General features: G+C 63.4%; 22 protein-coding genes and 1 pseudogene. 15 read left to right on the top strand and 8 right to left on the bottom strand.

Features of this window, described 5'->3' with window-relative positions; all coding sequences use genetic code 11:
- Positions 1 to 337: 337 nt before the first annotated feature.
- Both CH302_RS28715 and CH302_RS28710 read left to right on the top strand, forming a co-directional pair.
- Positions 338 to 619, top strand: a complete 282-nt coding sequence (locus CH302_RS28715) for a hypothetical protein (protein ID WP_255139208.1) — start codon at positions 338 to 340, stop codon at positions 617 to 619.
- The gene (locus CH302_RS28710) at positions 616 to 2850 is read left to right on the top strand and encodes a heavy metal translocating P-type ATPase (protein ID WP_176458355.1); all 2235 of its coding nucleotides are present in this window, start codon (positions 616 to 618) and stop codon (positions 2848 to 2850) included. Before CH302_RS28715 ends, CH302_RS28710 begins: the two co-directional genes overlap by 4 nt.
- A 106-nt stretch (positions 2851 to 2956) precedes the next feature.
- Here CH302_RS28710 and CH302_RS28705 read toward each other — a convergent pair whose 3' ends face one another.
- Positions 2957 to 3583 (bottom strand): DUF305 domain-containing protein, encoded by a 627-nt coding sequence (locus CH302_RS28705; RefSeq protein WP_094610785.1) that lies wholly within the window; start codon positions 3581 to 3583, stop codon positions 2957 to 2959.
- A gap of 84 nt (positions 3584 to 3667) precedes the next feature.
- Entirely contained in the window at positions 3668 to 4087 is a 420-nt protein-coding gene (locus CH302_RS28700) for a hypothetical protein (protein ID WP_094610786.1), read from the bottom strand.
- Positions 4088 to 4391: 304 nt separating this feature from the next.
- Between CH302_RS28700 and CH302_RS28695 the strand changes: the two genes are divergently transcribed.
- The 5 genes from CH302_RS28695 (at position 4392) to CH302_RS28675 (ending at position 10727) form a co-directional block, all read left to right on the top strand.
- Positions 4392 to 6071, top strand: a complete 1680-nt coding sequence (locus CH302_RS28695) for a Mu transposase C-terminal domain-containing protein (protein ID WP_094610787.1) — start codon at positions 4392 to 4394, stop codon at positions 6069 to 6071.
- Positions 6072 to 6075: 4 nt separating this feature from the next.
- Positions 6076 to 7014 carry a TniB family NTP-binding protein gene (locus tag CH302_RS28690; RefSeq protein ID WP_094610788.1) on the top strand — a complete coding sequence of 313 codons (939 nt, stop codon included), beginning with the start codon at positions 6076 to 6078 and terminating at the stop codon, positions 7012 to 7014.
- A 17-nt stretch (positions 7015 to 7031) separates the two neighbouring features.
- Positions 7032 to 8243 carry a TniQ family protein gene (locus CH302_RS28685; RefSeq protein WP_241064937.1) on the top strand — a complete coding sequence of 404 codons (1212 nt, stop codon included), beginning with the start codon at positions 7032 to 7034 and terminating at the stop codon, positions 8241 to 8243.
- 205 nt (positions 8244 to 8448) lie between these two features.
- The gene (locus CH302_RS28680) at positions 8449 to 9615 is read left to right on the top strand and encodes a site-specific integrase (RefSeq protein ID WP_032364181.1); all 1167 of its coding nucleotides are present in this window, start codon (positions 8449 to 8451) and stop codon (positions 9613 to 9615) included.
- A gap of 368 nt (positions 9616 to 9983) precedes the next feature.
- A complete protein-coding gene (locus tag CH302_RS28675; RefSeq protein ID WP_230591063.1) occupies positions 9984 to 10727 on the top strand; it encodes a recombinase in 744 nt (247 codons plus the stop codon).
- Between the two features lie 137 nt (positions 10728 to 10864).
- On the opposite strand, the gene CH302_RS28670 is transcribed toward CH302_RS28675, so the two are convergent.
- Positions 10865 to 11893, bottom strand: a complete 1029-nt coding sequence (locus CH302_RS28670) for a helix-turn-helix domain-containing protein (protein WP_052047647.1) — start codon at positions 11891 to 11893, stop codon at positions 10865 to 10867.
- Positions 11894 to 12002: 109 nt separating this feature from the next.
- Here CH302_RS28670 and CH302_RS28665 point away from each other — a divergent pair, with 109 nt between their 5' ends.
- The 6 genes from CH302_RS28665 to CH302_RS28640 all read left to right on the top strand — a co-directional run bounded on the left by CH302_RS28665 (position 12003) and on the right by CH302_RS28640 (position 18095).
- The gene (locus CH302_RS28665) at positions 12003 to 12323 is read left to right on the top strand and encodes a 2Fe-2S iron-sulfur cluster-binding protein (RefSeq protein WP_024793405.1); all 321 of its coding nucleotides are present in this window, start codon (positions 12003 to 12005) and stop codon (positions 12321 to 12323) included.
- Between the two features lie 24 nt (positions 12324 to 12347).
- The gene (locus CH302_RS28660; protein WP_032364182.1) at positions 12348 to 13736 is read left to right on the top strand and encodes a cytochrome P450; all 1389 of its coding nucleotides are present in this window, start codon (positions 12348 to 12350) and stop codon (positions 13734 to 13736) included.
- Positions 13733 to 14941 (top strand): NAD(P)/FAD-dependent oxidoreductase, encoded by a 1209-nt coding sequence (locus tag CH302_RS28655; protein ID WP_032370840.1) that lies wholly within the window; start codon positions 13733 to 13735, stop codon positions 14939 to 14941. Before CH302_RS28660 ends, CH302_RS28655 begins: the two co-directional genes overlap by 4 nt.
- Positions 14942 to 15010: 69 nt before the next feature.
- A complete protein-coding gene (locus CH302_RS28650; RefSeq protein WP_032370982.1) occupies positions 15011 to 15751 on the top strand; it encodes a transglutaminase-like domain-containing protein in 741 nt (246 codons plus the stop codon).
- 396 nt (positions 15752 to 16147) lie between these two features.
- On the top strand, positions 16148 to 16984 hold the full coding sequence (locus CH302_RS28645; protein ID WP_032364247.1) for an SDR family oxidoreductase: 837 nt from the start codon (positions 16148 to 16150) through the stop codon (positions 16982 to 16984).
- A gap of 46 nt (positions 16985 to 17030) precedes the next feature.
- A complete protein-coding gene (locus tag CH302_RS28640; RefSeq protein WP_032382558.1) occupies positions 17031 to 18095 on the top strand; it encodes a BtrH N-terminal domain-containing protein in 1065 nt (354 codons plus the stop codon).
- Between the two features lie 55 nt (positions 18096 to 18150).
- Here the strand turns inward: CH302_RS28640 and CH302_RS30795 are convergent.
- Positions 18151 to 18270 (bottom strand): annotated as a pseudogene (locus CH302_RS30795) (transposase); the annotation flags it as partial.
- A 242-nt stretch (positions 18271 to 18512) separates the two neighbouring features.
- Here CH302_RS30795 and CH302_RS28630 point away from each other — a divergent pair.
- On the top strand, positions 18513 to 19067 hold the full coding sequence (locus CH302_RS28630) for a PaaI family thioesterase (protein WP_032364186.1): 555 nt from the start codon (positions 18513 to 18515) through the stop codon (positions 19065 to 19067).
- A gap of 16 nt (positions 19068 to 19083) precedes the next feature.
- Here the strand turns inward: CH302_RS28630 and CH302_RS28625 are convergent, their stop codons facing one another.
- The gene (locus tag CH302_RS28625; protein WP_371128951.1) at positions 19084 to 20559 is read right to left on the bottom strand and encodes an MFS transporter; all 1476 of its coding nucleotides are present in this window, start codon (positions 20557 to 20559) and stop codon (positions 19084 to 19086) included.
- Between the two features lie 203 nt (positions 20560 to 20762).
- On the opposite strand from CH302_RS28625, the gene CH302_RS28620 reads away from it, so the two are divergent.
- Positions 20763 to 21467, top strand: coding sequence for a TetR/AcrR family transcriptional regulator (locus tag CH302_RS28620; protein WP_032364248.1), 705 nt, complete (start codon positions 20763 to 20765; stop codon positions 21465 to 21467).
- A gap of 54 nt (positions 21468 to 21521) precedes the next feature.
- Here the strand turns inward: CH302_RS28620 and CH302_RS28615 are convergent, their stop codons facing one another.
- From CH302_RS28615 to msrB, 3 genes are all read right to left on the bottom strand, one after another.
- Positions 21522 to 21911, bottom strand: a complete 390-nt coding sequence (locus tag CH302_RS28615) for a TetR/AcrR family transcriptional regulator (RefSeq protein WP_255139202.1) — start codon at positions 21909 to 21911, stop codon at positions 21522 to 21524.
- An 87-nt stretch (positions 21912 to 21998) separates the two neighbouring features.
- Entirely contained in the window at positions 21999 to 22559 is a 561-nt protein-coding gene (gene msrA / locus CH302_RS28610; RefSeq protein ID WP_032385464.1) for a peptide-methionine (S)-S-oxide reductase MsrA, read from the bottom strand.
- Positions 22556 to 23029 (bottom strand): peptide-methionine (R)-S-oxide reductase MsrB, encoded by a 474-nt coding sequence (msrB, locus tag CH302_RS28605; protein ID WP_032385463.1) that lies wholly within the window; start codon positions 23027 to 23029, stop codon positions 22556 to 22558. The genes msrA and msrB overlap by 4 nt, the downstream gene beginning before the upstream one ends.
- Between the last annotated feature and the right edge of the window lie 208 nt (positions 23030 to 23237).

Here is a 23237-nt window from a genome sequence, read left to right as displayed (position 1 = left end):
CGCGCCGTGACACGGCGTAATTCGCCCTGCCCTGCCTCCAGTCGGTGAGAAGACTCGTAACGGAAATCGCAGCGAACGCCGATGATCCACGCGCGTGTGCAGGTACGCCCGTCGCTGTAAGGCTCAGCTGTGCCGCGGATGCATGCGCCCCTTGACCGAATCGGTATCGACATCCATGCCCGTCCGTGAGCATGACAGCGACCGCGGGTGCACCTGGTGGCCAGCCGACTGGCGCTCACGCGTTGACAACACCCTGACGGTTCTTCCCAATGAGATCAGGAAGGGGTATGGTTCGACTTGATCGACATATACCCCTATGGGGTATATGTTGTCCGAGATGTCGAAAGCTACGCATGATCATCACGCACTGTCAGTTACGCCGGTATCGATGTACGGCCACTGTGAGTCGTCGGTCCGCAACGACGTCAACGCCGTGATCGGAATGGACACTGTCGCGTTATCGGCGGCGGCAGGGACATTCACGGTCACCAGTACAGCCACGCTCGTCCAGGCGCAGATCATTGTCGCCCTCGACGCCGAATACACAGCCGAACCAGAACCCACGAGTTCATGGGATGAATGGATATCGAACTCGATGGATGAGAGGACAGCACGATGAACGATCACACACACTCCGACGTCGACTCCGCGCGGACGGATCCGCCGAACAGACTGCAGCACAGCGGGCATGAAGAAGGACCCGAAATGCACACGGACGTGGCAGAGAAGGCGACTCCGCAGTCGGACCACGACACCGGCGGGCACAACGCAGAGCACGGCGGGCACAACGCAGAGCACGGCGGGCACACCGGTCACGGTGGTCATGCCGGTCACGGGGATCACGTCGGTATGTTTCGTCGCCTGTTCTGGGTCATGCTGGTCCTCGCCGTTCCGGTGATCGTTGCCTCGAACATGTTCGCGATGCTCCTCGGATACTCACTGCCCGACTCATCGTGGATCGCCTGGGTCTCCCCGGTGCTGGGCACCGTGATGTACGCCTGGGGCGGGTCCCCGTTCCTCACCGGCGCAGTCAGCGAAATCCGTTCCCGTGCACCGGGAATGATGCTGCTCATCGCCCTCGCGATCACCGTCGCATTCATTGCGTCGATGGGAGCGAGCCTCGGCCTGCTCGATCATCAGCTCGACTTCTGGTGGGAACTGGCGCTGCTGATCGTGATCATGCTGCTCGGGCACTGGATCGAAATGCGATCCCTCGCGCAGACCACCTCCGCTCTGGACTCGTTGGCGGCGCTGCTCCCGGACACCGCCGAACGCGTCGACGGCGACGATGTGGTGCCGGTGTCCCCGGCCGAGCTGCAGCTCGGTGATGTCGTCGTCGTCCGCCCCGGCGGCCGAGTACCGGCGGACGGCACCATCGTCTCCGGATCGGCGAGCATGGACGAATCGATGATCACCGGCGAATCACGCACCGTCCGCCGCAGCGACGGCGACCACGTCGTCGCCGGCACGGTAGCCACCGACTCCGGTCTGCGCGTCCAGGTCACCGCAGTAGGGGAGGACACCGCCCTCGCCGGCATCGGCCGCTTGGTCGCCGACGCCCAGAACTCGACCTCGCGCGCTCAGCGCATCGCCGACACGGCCGCCGGTTGGCTGTTCTGGTTCGCTCTCGGTGCCGCGATCATCACCGCCGCTGTGTGGACTCTGGTCGGGATGCCCGACGACGCCGTCATCCGCACCATTACCGTGCTGGTCATCGCCTGCCCGCACGCACTCGGACTGGCGATTCCGCTGGTGGTCTCCATCGCCACCGAACGCGCCGCCCGCGGCGGTGTCCTGGTCAAGGACCGGCTCGCACTCGAAACCATGCGCACGGTGGACACCGTGCTCTTCGACAAGACCGGGACCCTCACCAAGGGTGAACCCACCGTCACCGCAATCGAGGTGACAGACGGGCGCACCGCCGACAACGTCCTCGCGCTGGCCGCTGCCGCAGAAGCCGACTCAGAACATCCCCTGGCTCGCGCCATCGTTGCGGCCGCACGCGCGCGGAACCTGACCGTCCCGGCTGCAGCAGACTTCCAGTCGTCTCCCGCCGTCGGGGTCTCTGCGGACGTCGACGGCACCCGGGTCCAGGTCGGCGGGCCCGCGCTGCTCGAGCAGGAGCGCGGATCCGAACTCGCTGTCGCCGACCGGTGGCGGGGCGACGGGGCGATCATCCTGCACGTCCTCGCCGACGGGGCCGTGATCGGTGCCCTCGCGCTGGCAGACGAGATCCGCCTCGAATCACGCACCGCAGTCGATGCGCTCCACGCTCGGGGTATCGCGGTGGTGATGATCACCGGTGATGCCGATGCCGTCGCGCAGTCCGTCGCGACCGAGCTCGGTGTGGACCGCTACTTCGCGGGGGTGAAACCGGAAGACAAGTCCCACAACGTTGCTGAACTTCAACAGGAAGGGCGCACGGTGGCGATGGTCGGTGACGGAGTCAACGACGCACCGGCTCTGGCGCAGGCCGATGTCGGTATCGCTATCGGCGCGGGTACCGACGTTGCTATCGCGTCGGCCGGAGTGATCCTCGCCAGCGACGACCCGAGGTCGGTGTTGTCGGTGATCGAACTCTCGCGCGCCTCGTACCGGAAGATGAAGCAAAACCTCTGGTGGGCAGCGGGATACAACCTCATCTCAGTTCCGCTCGCGGCAGGAGTGCTCGCGCCGGTCGGGTTCGTGCTGCCCATGTCGATCGGCGCGATCCTGATGTCGCTGTCGACGATCATCGTCGCCGCGAACGCGCAGCTGCTTCGGCGACTCGACCTCACGCCCGACACCATCACCGGAGCGGTGAACGAGGGGAGTTCCAATTCTCCGTCGCAGCGCACACCGTCACTGTGAGAGCTGATCTCGTACCGGAAACGCAGCCCTGACGACTGCGAAGCGCTGATGGCCGCACCCTCTCCGCCGGAGAGGATGCGGCCATCGTTGTGTATAGCGGACCAGGTCAGCCGAGCAGCCGCTGCATGGTCTCGATTTCCTGCTGCTGGGTGGCGACGATGGTGCGGGCCATCTCCAGGGCGTCAGGGTTGGAACCGTCTGCGATTTCGGTGTTCGCCATCTCGATGGCACCGGTGTGGTGGGCGATCATCATCGTCAACCACTGGCGGTCGAATTCGGGTCCCGACGCTGCCATCAACGCGTCCATGTCCTGAGCGGTCATCATGCCGCTGTCGGAGCTGTGGTCCATCCCGCCCATCTGACTCATGTCAGCCGAGGGCGCGGGCTTACCCCACTCGGTGAGCCAGGTGGTCATCTGGTCCATCTCGGGCTGCTGTGCGCCGGCGATCGCCGATGCCAGCGACAGCACGTCCGGGTTGTCGGTGCGGCCTTCGGCCATGTCGGCCATCTCGACTGCTTGGGCGTGGTGCGGGTACATCATCTGCGCGAACATCACGTCGGCATCGTTGAACTGCGCCGTCGAGCTCGCCGGCGCGGACGATGCCGAGGTAGAGGACATCGATCCCATCGAATGGCCATCCATCGACGAATCGGCCCCGTTGTCGCTACAGCCGACGACGAGGAACGCGCTCGCAGCAGCAGCAGCGATCGAGGCAATGACTTTGGTACGCATGAGGAAACTCCTTGCAAGAGTGAGTAGTACAGAGAATGGCCGTGTATCGATCCGCCGACAGACATGCGTCTGTCGGGCTCCCCGTCACACTCGCAAGGTCACCGATCTGTCCAACTCCCATAACGTCCACGGCGGCGCACGTTCGAGCGTGCAGTCAGTGCATCCGACGATCCGGTTCACCGACGTCGGCACCAGGTCGACGGCAGTGCTCAGCGCCGGGACCGTCAGCGCGGGCCACGACGCCGGCGTGCCCACACACGGATGCATCATCTGGTGTGCAGACGGGCAGTCGTGTTCCCCGGCCATCACCGGAATCGACACCGAGTCGTCCATGCGGGACGGTGCTGCGATCGAGGCATGGCCGCCGCTCATCGACCGAGACATCGAGGACATCGACATCGAGGAGACGGAATGCATCAGCAGCACACCGAACACCACCGTTGCAATCAGCAAGCCAGTCACCGAGGCGGTGCCCCGGTGACTGTGCCCGATCTCTGAATGCATGCCTTCGACCGTAGCAGGCATACCCCCTAAGGGTAGCGCCCGAACCGGGTGATCGCTTTACCTCCGCTACTGTCAGACGGAGGCATGATCTTGGGCAGATGCGACTGCATCCAGCAATCTGTGCACACGACTTCTGAACTAATGCAGCTCACTTCTGAAACTGACAATTCGATTGTCAATTTCAGAAGACGGCTGCACTCTTTGCAGGTGTTTCGAGGGTGAGTGCAGTGGTCTTCTGACATCCTGATGTCAGAAGTGCGGTGCACGGTCGCACGTTCGGCTCTCGGTGACAGGGAGGCTTGTGATGGACCCTGACAAGCTCGACGTCGTGGAGACCGGTGTGCTGACCGCGTCGGGGGAGCGGTGGTCCCAGGCCGAGACCCGTTTCGCTGTCCTGGCTCCCTTGCTGGAGATGCATCCGGTGCGTTTGGAAGCGGTCGACGATGCCGCGCAGCGGTTGGGGTTGTCCAGGCGGCAGGTCTACACGTTGGTCGGCAGGCTCAGGAACGGGACGGGGACAGTCACCGATCTTCTGACGAAGGTCTCGTCGGGTGGGCGTGGCCGCAGCCGAGTAACGGCCGAGGTCGAGGACGTGATCGGCGATCATCTCACCCGATATTTTCTTCACCGTCAGAAGCTCAGTGTCGCTGCGCTGCATCGACGTATCGCGTTGGCGTGCCACCGCGCGGGTCTGCCTGTGCCGGCCAGAAATACCGTCACCGCGCGTATCGCCGCGCTCCATCCGGCATCGGTGGCCAGGTCACGCGGAGGACCCGATGCCGCCCGCCCACGTCAGTCCGCCGGCGACAGTCCACCGACGGTGTCGGGGATTCTCGATCAGGTCCAGATCGACCACACCGTCGTCGATCTGATGGTCGTTGACGAGTACGAGCGGCAACCGATCGGCCGCCCCTACCTGACGATCGCCATCGATGTCTTCAGCCGTTCCGTACTTGGGTTCGTCGTCACTCTGGAGCCGCCGTCGTCGATATCGGTCGGGTTGTGCCTGGGCCGCGTGTGCTGCGAGAAACAGACATGGCTGGAGGCATGCGAGTTCGCGGAGCAGGTGCACTGGCCGATGGCAGGGAAGCCGAAACAGTTGTATCTCGACAACGCCTCCGAGTTCAAAAGCGAAGCGCTGCGTCGCGGATGCGCCCAGCACGCGATCACACTCGAATACCGTCCTCCGGGCCGACCGCACTACGGCGGGATCGTCGAACGCATCATCGGAACGGCGATGACGGCGGTGCACGAGCTGCCTGGGACCACCTTCTCGAACCCCGCGGACCGAGGAAGTTACGACTCGGACAAGCACGCGGCGTTGACATTGCGTGAGTTGGAGCGCTGGCTGGTCCTGGCCATAGCCTCGTATCACGCGAGCGTTCACACAGGGATCGGGAACACTCCGGCCGCCGTGTGGGCCGGCGCGGTCGCCGCAGTTGGTCATGCCCCTCGTGTGGTGCTCGGCGAAACCGCGTTCCTGGTGGACTTTCTTCCCGTCATCCGGCGACGTCTGACGCGCACGGGCTTCGTTCTCGATCACGTGCACTACTTCTCGAACGCGCTCAAACCGTGGGTTGCGCGGCGAGAGGATTTGGGGCGGTTCGTGATACGACGTGACCCACGCGATTTGAGCAGAATCTGGGTCCTCGAACCAGAGGGTGCCGGCTATGTCGAGGTGCCGTATCGGACGATGTCACATCCCGCGGTGACACTGTGGGAGCACAGAGCTGCTATCACTCGTCTCCGCGAACAAGGTCGGTCGAACGTCGATGAGAGCGCACTGTTTTCGATGATCGAGCAGATGCGCGAGGTCACCGACCGCTCGCAGAAAGCTACCCGCAAAGCCCGGCGCAACCGTGCCCGCCGTATGCATCTCACCGGCGTCGCGTCTGCACCGATCCCGGCGATTCACCCGCCGGAGGAGCCTCGAGCGGACGGCGGCACCGCAACGCCGGTCTTCAGCGACATCGAGGAATGGTGAGGCGATGACCGCATCGATGGGAAGCAGCGACGAACCCACCGAGTCGTCCGGCGAGGGTTTGGGGCACCTGCGGGAGTCGGTTCGACCGCTCACCGTACTCGACGATGCGGAGCGGATCCGGTTGATCCGGTCGGAGAGGTGGATCGGGTATCCGCAGGCTCGTACGGTCATCGACCATCTGGAGACGTTGCTGTCGTGGCCGGACCGGCAGCGTATGCCGAACCTACTGTTGCTCGGTCCGACGAACAACGGCAAGTCGATGATCATCGAAAAGTTCCGGCGCACTCATCCGCCGATCAGCTTGTCCGACCGCGAGCAGATACCGGTGTTGTGCATGCAGATGCCCCCGGACCCGTCACCTGGCCGGTTCTACCTCGCACTGCTCACAGCGTTGGGAACACCGACCCGACCACGCAATCGGGTCCACGAACTCGAACAGCAAGCATTGATGCTGCTCCGCGCCACCGGCGTACGGATGTTGATCATCGACGAGCTCCACAATGTTCTCGCCGGCCGCGACAACGTCCGCCGCGAATTCTTGAACGTGCTGCGATTCCTGGGCAACGAACTACGCATTCCTCTTGTCGCCGTCGGAACCCGCGACGCCTACCTCGCCATCCGGACCGATCCTCAGCTGGAGAACCGATTCCACCCCATGACTTTGCCGGTCTGGACCAACACGGCCGACGCCAGATCACTGCTGGCCAGCTTCACCACGAGCTTCCCCCTCCGCAAACCCTCGCACCTGACATCACCGGAGATGACCGACTACCTCCTCACTCGCTCCGAGGGCACCATCGGTGAACTGACAACGCTGCTCACTGCCGCAGCAGTGACCGCCGTCGACAGCGGAGAGGAAGCGATCACCTCATCGGTGCTCACGCGCACTCCGTACGTCGGCCCCACGGAGCGCCGCCGCCAGTTCGAGCGCCACCTCGCATGAACGCGCGGCTCGCACCTATGCCCGATGATGCGTACGTTCGCCCGTGGCCGCTGCACCCGCAGCCACTGCCAGGTGAGGCCCTCTCGTCCTGGTTGGCCCGGATATGCGAGCTGTATCCGCACATCAGGCCTTCTGACCTGCTCGCAGACGTCGATATCGATTGTGCTGTCGAGGATCTCGACCGCTACACACCGGAGCCGATACTTGCCGAGCTGGCTGTTCGCGGCGCAGTTCCGGTAGAGAGGGTACGGATGATGACGTTGGCGGGGTGGACACCGTGGCTGCTCGACAGCACCGACCCCGCCGACTGCGACTTCGACACCTACGTCCACCAATTTTCGATCCTGCTACCGGCCGACCTCGCGAGGGAGGATCGACGACGCCGCACACCCACGAGCGAGGCATGGTTGCCGTGGGCTAGCACTCCGCGCAGTCGGGCATGCCCGGCATGTGTCGACAGCCTCGAATCCACTGCTGATATCAACATGACTCTGCTGCGTCAATATCCGGTGCTGAGCAGCTGCCTCGACCACCGTTGTCGACTCGAACCCTGCTCTGCTTTCCCTGGTCATGCGATCTTCTGGGATCAGGTCCGGTTCGGTTCGGACGAACGGGTCTCGCCCGTTCCGGTTTCTTCAGCGGTCACGGACCTCGATCGGCGCAGCACCGAGGCTCTGACGACGGGATGGGTGGAACTCGGCTCAGGCCGGGTACATGCCGCAGTGTGGTTCCGGCTTCTGCGCACCGTCGTCGACGAAGTGTCCTCGCCACTGGTTCGCACCGGACGGTGGGCGACGAGACTCGTTGCGATATGGAGGGCCGCCGGTCGTTCTCGCCCGTTGCGGACCGCGTGGGTTCCGTTCGAGGACCTGCACTGGGACGAGCAGGCGAAAGTCCTCGAGGCCGCAGCGATCGGCATCGCGATGGTCGAGAGCGGTGAGATCAATGCCGGCGGTGCGCACGCATCTCTGCTGCGCCCACGACCCTATGAGCCGGTCGATCCCGGGACACCTCCGACGCGCTCGTCCTATCCCGCACCCGAGCGCGATTTATGGGCTGACGCGCACGCTGCAGCCGAGGCCGCCATCGAGGCAGCGCGCGTCGATCCCGCATCCGCCAGTTCGTTGTACAACTTCCTGCGCTGGGGGTGCCGCACCGCAGCGGAGCTGGATGAGACGGTGCGACTGTTCGTCGACCACGGGATCCCGCTGCAACATCCGCCGACGTAGTTCTCGCCCGATGGAGCGGGGTCGTCCGCGACGCACACGCGGCGATGGCCGACAAGGCCCGTTTTGGCGGCGGTGTCACAGTCACCAACGTTATTTGTGCGGTGACCGACGAGAATTTTCCTTCCCGCACCGTCTTCGTCTAAATCCCTGCTCAGCGCGTTTCAACTCGAAAGAGCTGTCGGGGGTGCTCGCTACAGTCCCTGTCATGGCAGATCGGCAGCTAGGTGAGGTCCTGGACACGGATTCAGTCGTCCCGGTGAGGAGTGCGGAGGTGTTTCCGGACCTGTCGGGCGAGGTCGCCGCTCGGATCGAACGGTCGATGGCGTCGGCACGGTCCGGTGCTACCCGCCGCGCCTACGATTCGGCGTGGCGACGCTTCGAGACCTGGTGCACCGTCGCCGGGCACCACGCGTTGCCGGCGCATCCCGCTACGGTGGCGGCCTATCTCGTTGCGGCTGCCGACACGCTCACCGTCGACGGGACGCGGGCGTATGCGCCGTCGACGTTCGGCAAATGGATCGCGGCGGTCGCGGACCGCCACCGCGCTACCGGCTACGACAACCCGTGCGGGCACGAGATGGTGCGCGCCACTCTCTCGGGTATTCGGCGGGATTACGCGTCTGCGGGGGAGCGGCCCCGTAACCCGCGCGCACCGCTGCTGACCTCCGACATCACTACGATCGTCGATTACGCGCGTCGAGGTGGGGCCGGGTGGGCGTCGGAGGTCCTCGAACGCCGCGACACTGCGCTGCTCCTGATGGGCTACACCGGCGCATTCCGCCGCAGCGAACTCGTAGCGCTCGAATGCCGCGATGTCCACCGCGACCGCCTCGACGGCGCGCACGTACGTATCCGCAAATCGAAGACCGACCAGGACGGCACCGGAACCGTGAAAGCACTCCCGTTCACCGACCGCCACGAGTCATGTCCGGTCTGCGCGTGGGTGCGATGGCTGCAGATCGTCGCAGCGTTCGACACCGGCGGCAGAGTTGCTGTCATCCGAATACTTTCCCGCGCAGTGGAATTCGACTCCCATATCTGCCGCGGCACCCTTCCTGTAGTCGAGAAACGGTCCCCTCTGTTTCGGTCCGTCCGCAAGAACGGCAACCTCTCCGACACAGCCCTGTCCGGAGCCGCGGTGCACGCGGCGATCCGCCGCCGCGCTACTCGAGCTGGATACGGCCCCGACACCGTCGCCCAGCTCGGCGGGCATTCCCTCCGTTCCGGCTTCGTCACGCAGGCCTTCCGCAACGGTGCCGACGCGCATGCGATCATGCGCCAAACCGGGCACACCACACCCGCAATGGTCGAAACATACGCTCACGAGAATGCGCCACTGGTCGGCAACGCCGTCACCGAGCTCGGCCTATGACCAGGCACCCGACCGAACCAGTGAGCGGCGACGGGACGACAGGGGTAGATGCTGACCACGACGACCGCCCTTGTCCGATACGTGCATCGGACATCACGAACACGTCGATACCGAGGCGGGATCGGCACACGTGGTCACTGTTCGAGGACTGGTGCACCGCCCATGGCGAACCCCCATTGGCGGCCTCTCCTGAGTCACTTGCTCGGTTCCTGTATGCGCACCCCGCCGCGCCGACGACCCAACGCCGCCGGATCGCGGTGATCGACTCCGCTCATCATCGGCATCTATTACCTCCTCCAGGGCGCGCTGAGACCGTCCGGGCTGCGCTGGATGGGGCCCGCACGTCGCGCCTGCAGGAGGTGGCAGCCGTGATCGGCGGAATCATCGCCCGACTCCCCGAATACGGTTGGCCGTCAGCGTTGTTCGCGCGCAGAGACGCGCTGATCCTCACGCTCGCTACGACAGGTCTGCCGTACACGCAGATCGCGGCCCTGCGGGCATGCGATGTCACCGCCGATGCGGGTCTCGACGCCCTTCGCATCGAGACAGGCCGCGGCGTTCATACCCTCACCTCCCTCGCGCTGGCGGGGACGGGCATTTCTCCGCGCACGGTGTACCAGCGCTGGTGTGAGGTGCTCGGCCATCAGGCCCGGTATCCGAGCACCCGAATGCTCGCCGACGCTTTCGATGCCGTGGACGGCACCGGGCTCGGCGGATACGACCGGTATTTCGACCCGGCCGGTCAACATCCGCTGTCGACTGCGATCGACCGGTGGGGCCACACCCCGTTGGCTGCGACCCCGCTGACCGCCCGTGCGGTAGCGGGCATCGTGCGAATGCACTGGGACGGAAGGGCACCCACCCACCTGCAGCCCACTGCGCGGTCACAACATCCGGAGCAGATCGCGGCACCGGATCCAGTACCGCGGGTTCTACTCGACCCCGGCTACTACGAACGCGGAACGCTTGCGCGTAGACACGCCCACGGTCTTCTCGACGACGTGGACTCTGTCCTGGCCGATGTCGAAACCCGCGCGGACAGCCTGTTGGAAGCTCTCGTCGACTTTCTCGAATCGGAGACCGCACGCGTGCCGGCCGACACCGTCGAGTGACTAGTGGTTGGTACTCGGGTTTGCACACACTCTTCTTCTCACGGCAGGGAGGCGGTGACGTCTCAGAAATCTCCGAGATGAAGATCGATCAGGCCGCGAACGAACGAGGCATCGATCTCGACCCCGTTCTGCGGGGTCTACGTCGAATCCGGGTCGTCTGAGAGTCGGGGATTTCGGAAATCTTTCGGAGAGCGTCCGGTCCAGCGTTTGAAGGCGTGAGAGAAGTTGGCGAGGTCGCTGTATCCGAGTTCGGTAGCGATCTCGCTGACCGAAACCGATCGGTCGAGGAGCCGTAGCATCGCGCGCTCGTACAGCAGCGAGTGGCGCACCTTGCTATAGGTGGTTCCTTCTTCGGCAAGCCGCCGTTTCAACGTGCTACTCGACATCGACAATGCTTGTGCAACATCATGGTTGGTTCGCTGTCCGAGGTCCTTTTCCAACTGTTGCCTCACCTTCTCGGCGGATGACATGGACCCACTCCGCTGGGCGAGTGTTCGCTGCAGATCAGCGATAGCGAGACGATATGCGAGGGGGTCCGAGAAGCGACAAGCCTTGTTGAGGGTCTCCTCGGGTACGTGGACGAAGGAAATCGGAGCGTCGAAGAACCGGCGATTCGCCCCCGGACCTTCGTCGTGGCTCACCTCGGCCGGCTCCGGCCAGCTCAGATGGAGTGTCACCGGCGATATGTCACCGGCGAGCATGTCCAGCAGTCGTAGTAACGCCGACCCACCGTAGGTGATGACCAAGCAGTCCAGTGCGGAATCGCCTGTGTGCGCAGTGAGCCCGACGATCAGACCGTAGTCGCCGGTGTGGAACTGCGACTTCAACGCCGTGGAGATCAATGGTAGGTATGTCAGGAGATCGACGATCTCGGCGACCGAACCAGCGCTGATCAAAGGTGAACTCAGAGGCCCGAACGATGTCAACTGGGCCTGCTCGGCAAACGCAAATCCGAGTCGAGTGGCCTGGGCGATATCGAGTTCGGGATAGACCTCCCGAAACCACCGTATCGGTGCCTGAACGTCATGCTGAATGAGCGTCGCTTCACTGGTTCCTTCGCGGTGCATGATCACACGAAGCCGCGCGGCGGCGTCAGGGTCGAGTGCGCGGCGTTCGAGCAACTGAACGAACGCAAGCGGTGGCACGCCCTCGTCGCTCAGCTTCACGGTGACCCCTTTGACCCGAATTCACAAGTTTATGACTCCACCGAACATAGCCGTCACCCGCGTTTGCGACGACACTTTCGTCAATCACGCCGGAAAACGAGGAGTTGACATGGCAGCTGTAATTTTCGTCGCCCACGATGGTGAGAAGCACGAGGCGGCTCTGGTCGAAGGTCGCTCGCTGATGCAGATTGCAACCGACAATGCTGTGCCGGGGATCGATGGAGACTGTGGGGGCGAAACGGCCTGTGGCACCTGCCATGTGATCGTCGACCCGCAGTGGTCAGGAGAGGTGGGTCTGTCCGGCGCCGACGAGGAGGAGATGCTGGCGATGAACCCCGAGCGTGAACCCACGTCTCGGTTGTCGTGCCAGATGGTGGCCTCGGAAGCGTGGGATGGCCTGATCGTTCGAACACCTGAATTCCAATTGTGATGTGCGAAAGGCAGGCACGACAGCATGAAAGTTTCTGAGTCGATCGCCGACAAGGTCCAGTCGACCATCCCGATAGGGCTGCAGATCCAGGGCGCTCATTTGTACGACAAGACCCGACGGTGGGTGACTGGCACGAATGGCAAGAAGATCTTCGTCGAAAGTCCCATCCCACCGGTCGAGGATGTCGAGCTCGCCGACATCGACCTCAGTAACCCCTTTCTTTACAGACAAGGGCGGTGGCAGTCGTACTTCGAGCGCGTGCGGAACGAGGCACCGGTGCACTACCAACCCAATAGTCCGTTCGGCCCGTTCTGGTCGGTCACGCGCCATGCCGATATCGTGGCCGTCGACAAGAATCACGCTGTGTTCTCGGCCGAACCGTTCATCGTCATCGGCGTTCCGCCCCGGTTTCTCGATATCGAGATGTTCATCGCGATGGACCCACCACACCACGACAAGCAGCGCGCTGCCGTCCAGGGGGTTGTCGCACCGAAGAACCTCCGGGAGATGGAGGGACTGATCCGATCGCGCGTACGGGAGGTATTGGACGACCTCCCCTTGAACGAGCCGTTCGACTGGGTGCAGAATGTCTCGATCGAGTTGACAGCTCGGATGCTCGCAACTCTTCTGGATTTCCCCTACGAACAACGCCGCAAACTCGTCTACTGGTCCGATTTGGCAACCTCGATGGAGCAAGCCAACGGTGGGCCCTCGGACAACGACGAGGTGTTCGAAGGCATGCGTGACATGGCCCGTGGCCTCAGCGCTCTCTGGCATGACAAAGCAGCCAGGAGGTCTGCAGGGGAAGAGTCCGGTTTCGATCTGATCACCATGTTGCAGAGCAACGAGGACACCAAGGATCTGATCGATCGTCCGATGGAATTTCTGGGCAACCTCGTCCTGCTGATCGTCGGTGGCAACGACACCACGCGAAACTCGATGAGCGGTGGCGTTCTTGCGTTGAACCAATTCCCCGACCAGTTCGAGAAATTGAAGGCCAATCCCGATTTGATCCCCAACATGAACTCGGAAATCATCCGATGGCAAACACCCTTGGCGTACATGCGCCGAATCGCCAAAGCCGACACCGTTCTGAACGGACAATTCATCCGCAAGGGTGACAAATTGGTGATGTGGTATGCCTCGGGTAACCGCGACGAACGCGTTTTCGAGAATCCTGATGATTTCATCATCGATCGTGCCAATGCGCGCAATCACATCGCGTTCGGATTCGGTGTGCACCGGTGTATGGGCAATCGGCTGGCCGAAATGCAGCTGCGGATTCTGTGGGAGGAGTTGCTTCCCCGCTTCGAGAACATCGAGGTCGTCGGCGACCCCGAGTATGTTCAGTCGAATTTCGTGCGGGGCATCAGCAAGATGATGGTGCGCCTGACGCCTACTTCCAGCGTATGACATCGCAACGGGCGATCATCGTCGGCGCAAGCCATGCTGGGGCACAACTGGCAGCTAGTTTGCGCCAAGAAGGTTGGACAGGCGACATCGTCCTCATCGGTAACGAGTCTGCCGCTCCCTATCAACGCCCCCCGCTGTCGAAGGCATACCTGGCGGGCAAATGCGTACTCGACGATATCGCCATTCGCAGCACGGACTTCTACTCCAAGCAAGGTATTCAGCTCCTGAACGCGCAGGTGGAGACCATCGTTCGGTCGGAAGGCAACGTCGTTCTCGACACCGGGGAGAAGCTGGCCTACGACAAGCTCGCGCTGTGCACGGGAGCCCGCCCTCGTCGGCTCACCGTTCCCGGGGCCGATCTCCACGGGGTCTACTACCTGCGCACCGCAGCGGACGTCGAGAGGATACGTATGGCCACCGGCCCTGGCCAGCGGGTGGTGATCGTCGGAGGCGGCTACATCGGACTCGAGACAGCGGCATCGCTGCGCGCACTGGGCGTACAGGTCACAGTCCTCGAGGCAACTGGGCGTGTGCTCGAGCGGGTCACTGCTCCCGAGGTATCGACGTTCTTCGAGCGGATACATCGCGAACAGGGAGTCGACATCAGAACGAACGCGATGGTTCAGGGCCTGTCCGGTGACCGTGAGGTTCGTGAAATCACCTTGGCCAGCGGAGAATCGATCCCCGCAGATCTGGTCATCGTCGGTGTCGGCGTCGAGCCGAACACCGACCTCGCCGCCGATGCGGGTCTTGTCATCGACAACGGCATCGTGATCGACGATCACACTCGGACCAACGACCCCGACATCATGGCGGCGGGGGACTGCGCGAGCCACGACATGGCCCGTTACGGCCGTCGACTACGGTTGGAGTCCGTCTCGAGCGCAGGAGAGCAGGCCAAAGTCGCTGCGTCGACCGCCTGCGGGAAGTCCAGAAAAATCGAAGCGTTGCCGTGGTTCTGGTCGGATCAGTATCACTTCAAGCTGCAGATCGCCGGCCTCAACACTGGATACGACGAAGTGGTTCTCAGCGGTGACCCCACCCGCGACAGTGATTTCAGTTGCTTCTATCTCCAGGCCGGTGAGCTCATTGCCGCCGACTGCATAGGTCGCCCGCGCGAGTTCATGTACAGCAAACGGGTGATCGCCCAGCGACTCCCCGTCCAACGCGAAGACCTGATGCTCGGCGGACTCGCGCGCAACTGACCGATCCTTCGGTCGTTGTGCACACAACAGCAACCGGTTTGCTCAGAGAAGGGAACATCAGCGATGACCATGACAGACCGCCCGCCCGGAGCACATACTACGCAGCCACCACACGCATACCTGGGAGCAACGGACTTCCTCGACATCGAGCACGAATCCGTGCGGGCGTTCACCGCCGCGGCAATCGGAGATGCGAGCAGCGACCGTGACAAGGCCAGACGCCTCTTCGCCGCCGTCCGCGACCGAATCTGGTACGACCCATACACCGTGTCGGACGATCCGGCCCACTATCGAGCGAGCTTCGTCCTCGAGGCCGGGCGCGCTTACTGCGTCCCGAAGGCGGTGCTGTTGACCGCAGTGTGCCGGGCGGCGGGTATCCCAGCACTGCTCGGCTTCGCCGACGTCCGAAATCACCTGCAGACCGAGACGTTGCGCACGCTGATGGGCGGCACCGACCTGTTCGTCTACCACGGCTACAGTCGCCTCTACATCGAGGGCCGGTGGTTGAAGGCCACGCCGGCATTCAATGTCGAGTTGTGCGCTCGTTTCGGCGTGCCGCCAGTGGAATTCGACGGCGATCGCGATGCTCTCATGCATGCCTTCACCGCAGACGGAGCCCAGCACATGGAGTATGTCCGCGAGCGAGGAGTCTTCGACGACCTACCCTTGAACGCGATCTTGACGGTGCTTCGGCACGCCTACGGCCCCACGATCTTCACGGGCGCTCACCCACTCGATGATGTTTTCACCGGCCGCACCCGGCCGGACGAAACTCCCGGGGATCGAAACCTTCCGCGGGAGTCTCGATGAACACAAGCGGTGAGAACATACGCGCCGAACCCCGTATCGCGGCCGACTGCCGATCGGTCGGAGCTCTCTCCGCGAACAATCGCGATCGTGAACACTCGGACCGCCTCGGACACCTTCGAATCGGGTGAGCCGATACCTGCTGGCAGAGCTGTGCCACATGACTGTCTCGTCGCCGCGGCCGTGGTAAGGCCGACACCGGAAGTTGCACCGAACAGACGAGACTCGCTCTGCCGCTGGAATTGCGGCTGCGGGCGATGAACGACCGATCCGAACGCCTCCCCGGGCACGAGACGACGCGCGATACCCATATCCCTCTCCCGTGTGCGCAGCCGCTACCGCGAGAGCGGGCCGACAGGCGTCTACCGATGTCTCTCATCTATGCAAGGAGCGCAGCAGATGACAAACAACGCACCTCACACCCCCGCCAGGACCGTGGCGATCACAGGTGGAGCTCGCGGCATCGGCTATCAGACAGCGAAGGAGTTGATTCGACGAGGCCACCGGGTCGCCATCGGCGACATCGACGAGGCACGTGCGAAGGAGGCCGCCGCCGAACTCGGGGTGAAGGTCGTCACCCGACTCGACGTCACCGAACCTGACTCGTTCACAACGTTTCTGGACCTGGTCGAACGTGAACTCGGACCCCTCGACATCCTGATCAACAACGCGGGCATCATGCCTACCGGCCACGCCCACGAAGAGGACGATGCAGTAACCCGGCGTCAAGTCGAGATCAACGTCCTGGGTGTCATCTTCGGGACCAAACTGGCTCTTCAGCGCATGCTGCCGCGCCGCACCGGACACATCATCAACACTGCGTCATTGGCCGGCGAGCTCGCGGTACCTGGTTTGGCGACCTACTGCGCTACCAAGTTCGCAGTCATCGGATTCACAGAGGCCGCACGACTGGAGTACCGCAAGTCAGGGGTTCGACTGTCCACAGTCCGCCCGACGTTCACCAACACCGAACTCGTCGCCGGAACCGCCGGCGCAAAGGGATTACGCAACGCCGAGCCGGAGGAAATCGCCCGCGCGACAGCAGATCTGATCGAGAATCCACGCCCCTTCGTCCGCGTCACCCGTCTCGCAGGCGCAATGGTCGCGGCGGTGAAATTCGTCCCCCGGCGGCTGGCGACCGGACTGGGTGCGGCCCTGAACACAGATTCGGTGTTCCTCGCGGACGTCGACATGACTGCTCGCCGAACGTATCTCGACAGAATCCAGAACAGCTGAGCATGCCGACACGCGCGCTCGACCAACCACCCGAAAGGCAGCCACAGTGACCCCCACGACTCTGATCGAGAACTATCCCCACCGGATGGGAGGGCACTGCGGGTCAGGTGCAATGCGAGACCTTCTCCAGTGGCACGGTCTGGGATGGGACGGACCACCCGACGAGGGGTTGGTGTTCGCACTGGGTGGTGATCTCGGTTTGTCCTACCTGCGATCGGACGACCTGGTCCCACCGATGTACCTGGTCGGCCGCGGTGCCGACTTCGAGATCGACTTACCGCGCAGGCTCGGCGGACAAGTCGAGGTTCTCACGACCGACGATCCCGGTGAGGGATGGTCATGGGTTCGCGACGACATCGATGCGGGAAGACCCAGTCTGGTCTGGGCCGATATCGCTGAGCTGCCCTACTTACGGGTGAAACTGCAGATGAGTCGCCACGACATCGTGGTGATCGGCTACGACGAGATCGGGGGGACTGCCTCGGTCGTCGACAACGATCGGGCCGACGTGCAGAAGATCCCGCTCGACGCGCTGGCTCGGGCGCGATCTTCCACCTCGTTCCCGCAACCGACACGTCACTGCACGTACCGAATCACGTGGCCGCAGACACTGCCGCCCGTGTCGACTGCCGCGGCCGCGGCCTTCGCCCGATCCGCCGCCAGCATGCACGCCCCATCGACACCGGGAATAGCCGACCACATACCAGCAGCCGGTGCCGACGGTTTGGCCGCGGTCGACCAGCTGGCAACCGACGTCAAGAGCTGGGTCGACCTTCCGCCCGATGACCTCGAGACGCTGCTGTTCAGTCTCGGTATCTTCATCGAAAAGGCCGGAACCGGAGGCGGGCTCTTTCGTCGGCTTCTCGCCGACGGCTGTACCGAGATTGCACGTCTGACCGGTGATCCCGCTACCGCAGACCTCGCGGTGGCCGCCGATCACTGCGCCCAGGCCTGGACCGAAACTGCCCGCGCCGGAACACAACGCGGTCTCGATGTACGAACACGCGCAGCTGCGGTGGCCGTGTCGGCTGCCAGACTGTCGGAACTCGAGCTGATCCTGGTGGAGTCCCTGGAGTCTGCTTCACGCTCGCTGTCCGCCATCACGAGATGATGCCCACCGTCGTTCGATGGCGCGCGGTACACGGGGCGCATCGCACTGTGCTGCAGCTGTCGTCGCCGACACCGTACGCCCTGGCGACCTCACTGATCGGCTTGGAAGAGTCGATGACCTCTCGGCACAGTTCGTCTTTGAACTCGGTGCTGAAAGATCGACGCGATCTGCTCATGCTTGTAGATCCCTATTCCAAGCGGGTCTAGTGTCCGAATCCCTGGGCCGATCAGATCACGACGCCAGCCACTGGGCTGCGGGGTGGATGACCCTCATCTGCAACCTCGCCGACGTTTTCAACGCGCGGTTCACTTCTGACATAGTGCAGTTTATCTATCGAAACTAACAGCGGTGCAGGCCGAGCGCACGATGACGCGACAGACTCGGCACAATTTTTTTTCACGACAGAGAGGTCCGACCATGAAAAGAGTTCCGGACGAGGTCAGCGGGTCGGCCGGCCCGGCTGTCGAGAACTGGGCGCGCTCGTTCTGGAGCACGAGTTTCGACTCGCCTGATCTACCGCCCCACCACCCCGACTGTCTTGGTTGTGGGCCGCAGAACCCGCACGGCCACGCCCTGTCGGTCCAGCGTGACGAGAACGGCGTGGTGGCTCACCATGTGTTCGATCAACGTCATGTCGGGGCACCCGGGATAGCACACGGAGGCGCGGTGGCGACCGTTCTCGACGATCTGTTCGGCTTCCTGCTCTACACAGTGGGTGAGCTCGCCGTGACGCGGCGTCTCGAGCTCGACTACCTGGCGCCGGTTCTGCTCGGCACTCCATACGTATTGCGTGCTGCCGTTCGGTCTCGTGATGGGCGCAAACTGGATCTCACGGCCACGATGGACGATGCGCAGGGCCGCTCGGTAGCCACCGCTACTGCCCTGTTCGTGGTGGTCGAGGTCGAACACTTCATGCAGTCCCAAGCCCGAGCCCAACTCCGGGCCACGGACACGAATCACACCGAAGAATAGACACCCTGGCCGACCTTCACCGACGTCCATCACCCGCGGTGGCTGTCGTACGGCTGCGTCTACCTGGCGCAAAGACGGCGAGGACGAGTGCCCCAGCGGCGGTCAGCGCCGCCAACGACAGTGTCGCCTGACCACTTCCGTGTACGAATGCGGCTCTGGCGAACTCGGCCAGCGGCTGACCAGCTGGTCCTGCGCGGTCGGCGACCTGTAACGCGGCGGCCAGAGAATCGGCCACCGGACCACGGGCAGGCTCGGGTAGCTGGGGCAGAGCCGGCTGAATGTGCTGAACGTAACCGGCCGCGAGCACGCTACCGGCTACCGCAATCCCAATCGCGGCACCGATTTCGCGAGCTGCGTCGTTGACCGCGGCAGCCACCCCGTGCTTGGCCTCAGGAGTGTCCGAGACGATGGCGAAAGTCGCAGGGGCGGTACACAACCCCAAACCCGCACTCATGATGAGCAAGGGCCACAGCAGGTCAGGGTAAGTCGCCGCGACGGTCAGTCTGCTCACCATCACCAGTCCCGCCGCGATGGTGAGCAGACCTACAGTGGTCATCACCCGCAGCCCAACAATGTTCGACAGCCAGGGTGCAATCACCGAGATCACGATGAGCGGCACGACCATAGGGGTCAACGCCAACGCGGCGGTGAGCGGTCCATAACCGAGAATCAACTGCAGATACTGCACCAACAGCAAGAACACCCCGAAGGTCACCAGAAATTGGATACAGACAGACAGCGCGCCGGCACCGAAACCACGGCGGGCGAACAACCGGACATCGAGTAGGGGTGCCGAGGAACGTAGTTCTACGACGACGAACACCGCAACCGCAAACAAGCCCACCGCAGTGCTGATGGCGACGAGCGAATCCGACCAGCCACGGGCCGGAACCTCGATCACAGCGAAGACGATCGCCCCGACCGCGACAACTACGGTCACCGCGCCCACCCAATCGACCGGTGGATGCTCCTGCTGGCGGGACTCCGCGATACTGCATGCCAACCCGGCCAGAACCGCTCCGGCGACGGTCAACCCGACGAACACCGAGGTCCACGACCACTGCTCGAGCAGCACACCAGCCCCGAGGATGCCCAGGACCGCCCCGGATCCAGCAACCCCGGCCCACACACCTACAGCGCGGCCGCGATGCGCCGGTGGAAATCCCGCGGTCAGTATCGACAGCGTCGAGGGCATGACCAGCGCCGCACCCGCCCCAGCCAACGCGCGAGCAGCGATCAGCCACGCCGGGTCGGCGAGAAACAAGGGCAATGCCGACGCGAAAGCGAACAACGCCAACCCCGCCACGAGCACCCCCCGGCGACCGTACCGGTCACCGATCGCACCGGCAGGCAGAACGAAGCACGCCAAAACCAACGTATAACCGTCGACTATCCAGGTCAGTTGGGCTTGCGTCGCCCCTGTCGCGACCGCGATCTGGGGCAACGCTGAATACAATGCTGCCATTGCGGCCACCACCAACGCGACTGCCATGCACGACACAATCAACATCCACCACTGGGCACCGCTCCATCGAGCGACGCTGGCAGAGTCGGATCTACGTTCGTTCAACGGCCAGCCTCCCAGTTCGAGACTGATCGTCTCGGTTCGAGACTATTAGTATCACAACTCTGCGGGTGTGACAGAATGATCAATCGAGGACATGTCTTGTCAGTCAAATGGAGCGGAGCCCGTTCATGGTCGACCCTCTCGTTGCAACCGAGGGCTCGGCCGACCCCCGGCTGGCGCGCTCACGTAACCGGTTACTCGAAGCGGCCGGTCAGCTGCTGTCCACCGGCGGTGTGGAGGCGGTCACCGTGGAGGCGGTCACCCGCATGTCGAAGGTTGCACGTGCCACTCTGTACCGACATTTCGGAAGTACCACTGACCTGCTCGCTGCAACCTTCGAGCGACTATTACCCCCAGTCGACACCGATATCGATACCGGTCCGCTACGTGAACGTCTGATTTCGTTGCTCACCACCCAAGCCGACCTCATCGACCAAGCTCCGGTGCAGATGACCACGCTGGCCTGGCTGGCAATGGGGCCCGTCAACAGCGGCGACGCCAGCCGGCGCGATCTCGATCCTGGCGCGGTGGTCTCGCTTCGGGCCCGTGTCATAGAGCAATACCGCAGGTCCCTGGATCAGATCCTGACGGCGCCTGACGCTCGCGCTGTGCTCGGCGAGATCGACACCACCTTCGCCCTCATTCAGCTCCTCGGACCGATAGTGTTCGCTCGCCTCACAGGACTGCGCCACATCCACGCCGACGACTGCATCCAAATCGTCGACAACTTTCTCGCCGCCCATGCCGCAAGTGTCCGATCGAGCACTTCGCGCGACAACAGCCGTCCATGGCCGGCCGCGGCGCTAGACCCGCAGCTCACCGACGGCCAGTAAAACTTGATGGGAAATTTCACCATCAATGCGCTATCCAGTCAGGGATCGCAGCGCTCACTGGATAAGGCCGGACGTGTGCTCGAGAACTCGGAGTTGCACTGCAGTGCACTTCTGACATCGTGCAGCCGTCTTCTGAAACTGACAGTCACGCCACAGTTCGAGTCCGCGAAATGACTCGATCCTCTCGAGACGACGGCGCTGTTGTGACAGCACTGCGTCGGCGCGGACCTCGACGACTGCCAACACAAGTGCGCGCTTTCCGGCGAAGTGCTGGTAGAGCTGTGACTTCGAGGTTTCGCTCGTGGCCCGGACGTCGGCCAGGGTCGTGGAAGCAACACCGCGCTCGTACATCAACTGATCGGCCGCATCGACGATTCGTGCCTTCGTTGCGGCACCGCGCGTGGTCAAGCGGCGCGGGCGAGAGCCGCTAACGCTGTCGGTCATCTCCCCAGGCTAACTACACCGGTGTCGAGATCAGGGCTTCGCGGCCGGGCCGGGCCGAAAGATGGCCCGCGCCCGACCGGACGACCGCTACGCTCCCGCGCCCGACGAACTCCGATCAGGCAGCACCCAACCATCGCGGGGGAAGTGGCAGGTGTAGCCGTTCGGATATTTCTGCAGGTAATCCTGATGCTCGGGCTCAGCCTCCCAGAAAGGGCCGATCGGCTCGATCGTGGTGACCGCCTTACCTGGCCACAAACCCGACGCGTCCACATCGGCGATCGTGTCGCGGGCGATCCGCTCCTGTTCCGGTGTGACGGGGAAGATCGCGGACCGGTAGCTGGTGCCGCGGTCGCCTCGCTGTCGGTTCAGCGTGGTGGGATCGTGGATCTGGAAGAAGAGCGCCAGGATGTCGCGATAGGTCGTCTCTGAGGGGGCGAACACGATCTCGATGGCTTCGGCGTGGCCCGGGTGGTTGCGATACGTCGGATGCTCGTTATGTCCGCCGGTGTATCCGACGCGGGTCCCGAGTACCCCGGGATGACGGCGGATCAGGTCCTGCATCCCCCAGAAGCACCCGCCGGCCAGGACGGCCGTTTCCGCTGTCGCGCCGCTCGTGATCGTCTCGGTGTTGTTGATCTCGTTGGTCATGAGGCCGCTCCGTTCGAGGAATTTTGGTCGGTGTCGAACAACGTGGCGAAGTCGCCGTACCCTTCTTCGACCAGCCTGGAAGCGGGTACGAAGCGCATTGCGGCCGAGTTCATGCAGTACCTCTGGCCGCCGGGTTTCGGTCCGTCAGGGAACACGTGCCCGAGGTGGCTGTCGGCACCTGCCGAGCGCACCTCTGTGCGGCTCATCCCGTATGTCCGATCCACCTCGGTCGTAACGGCGGCGGCGTCGATGGGGGCGGTGAAACTGGGCCATCCTGTGCCGCTGTCGTATTTGGCGGTGGACGAGAACAGCGGCTGACCCGAGACGATGTCGACGTAGATGCCCGGTTCGTGGTGGTCCCAGTACTCGTTGCGGAACGCCGGCTCGGTCCCGCCCTGCTGCGTCACCCGAAGTTGCATGTCGTTGAGGCGGCTGACCGACTCAGGAGTCTTGCGGTAGTCGTTCGTCATCACGTGGGCTCCTCCTTGCGAATGGCGCGGCGGCCGCGCCATCGTATCGTTTAACGGACCTATGGGTCCAGATATTCCTGGCTATCTGCCGTAAGCTCCAGGCTGGATCGAAAGTGAGAAACCCGTTGGAAAAGCAATATTCGCCGCGAAAGTCCTAGGTTTTCCGATATATTCCAGTCACAAAACTGGACCCCAAAGTCCATATTTG

Source organism: Rhodococcus sp. 15-2388-1-1a (assembly GCF_002259145.1).
Lineage (GTDB): Bacteria > Actinomycetota > Actinomycetes > Mycobacteriales > Mycobacteriaceae > Rhodococcoides.
The sequence above is the reverse complement of the archived record's forward strand: the minus strand, read 5'-3'. Positions and strand labels throughout refer to the sequence as shown.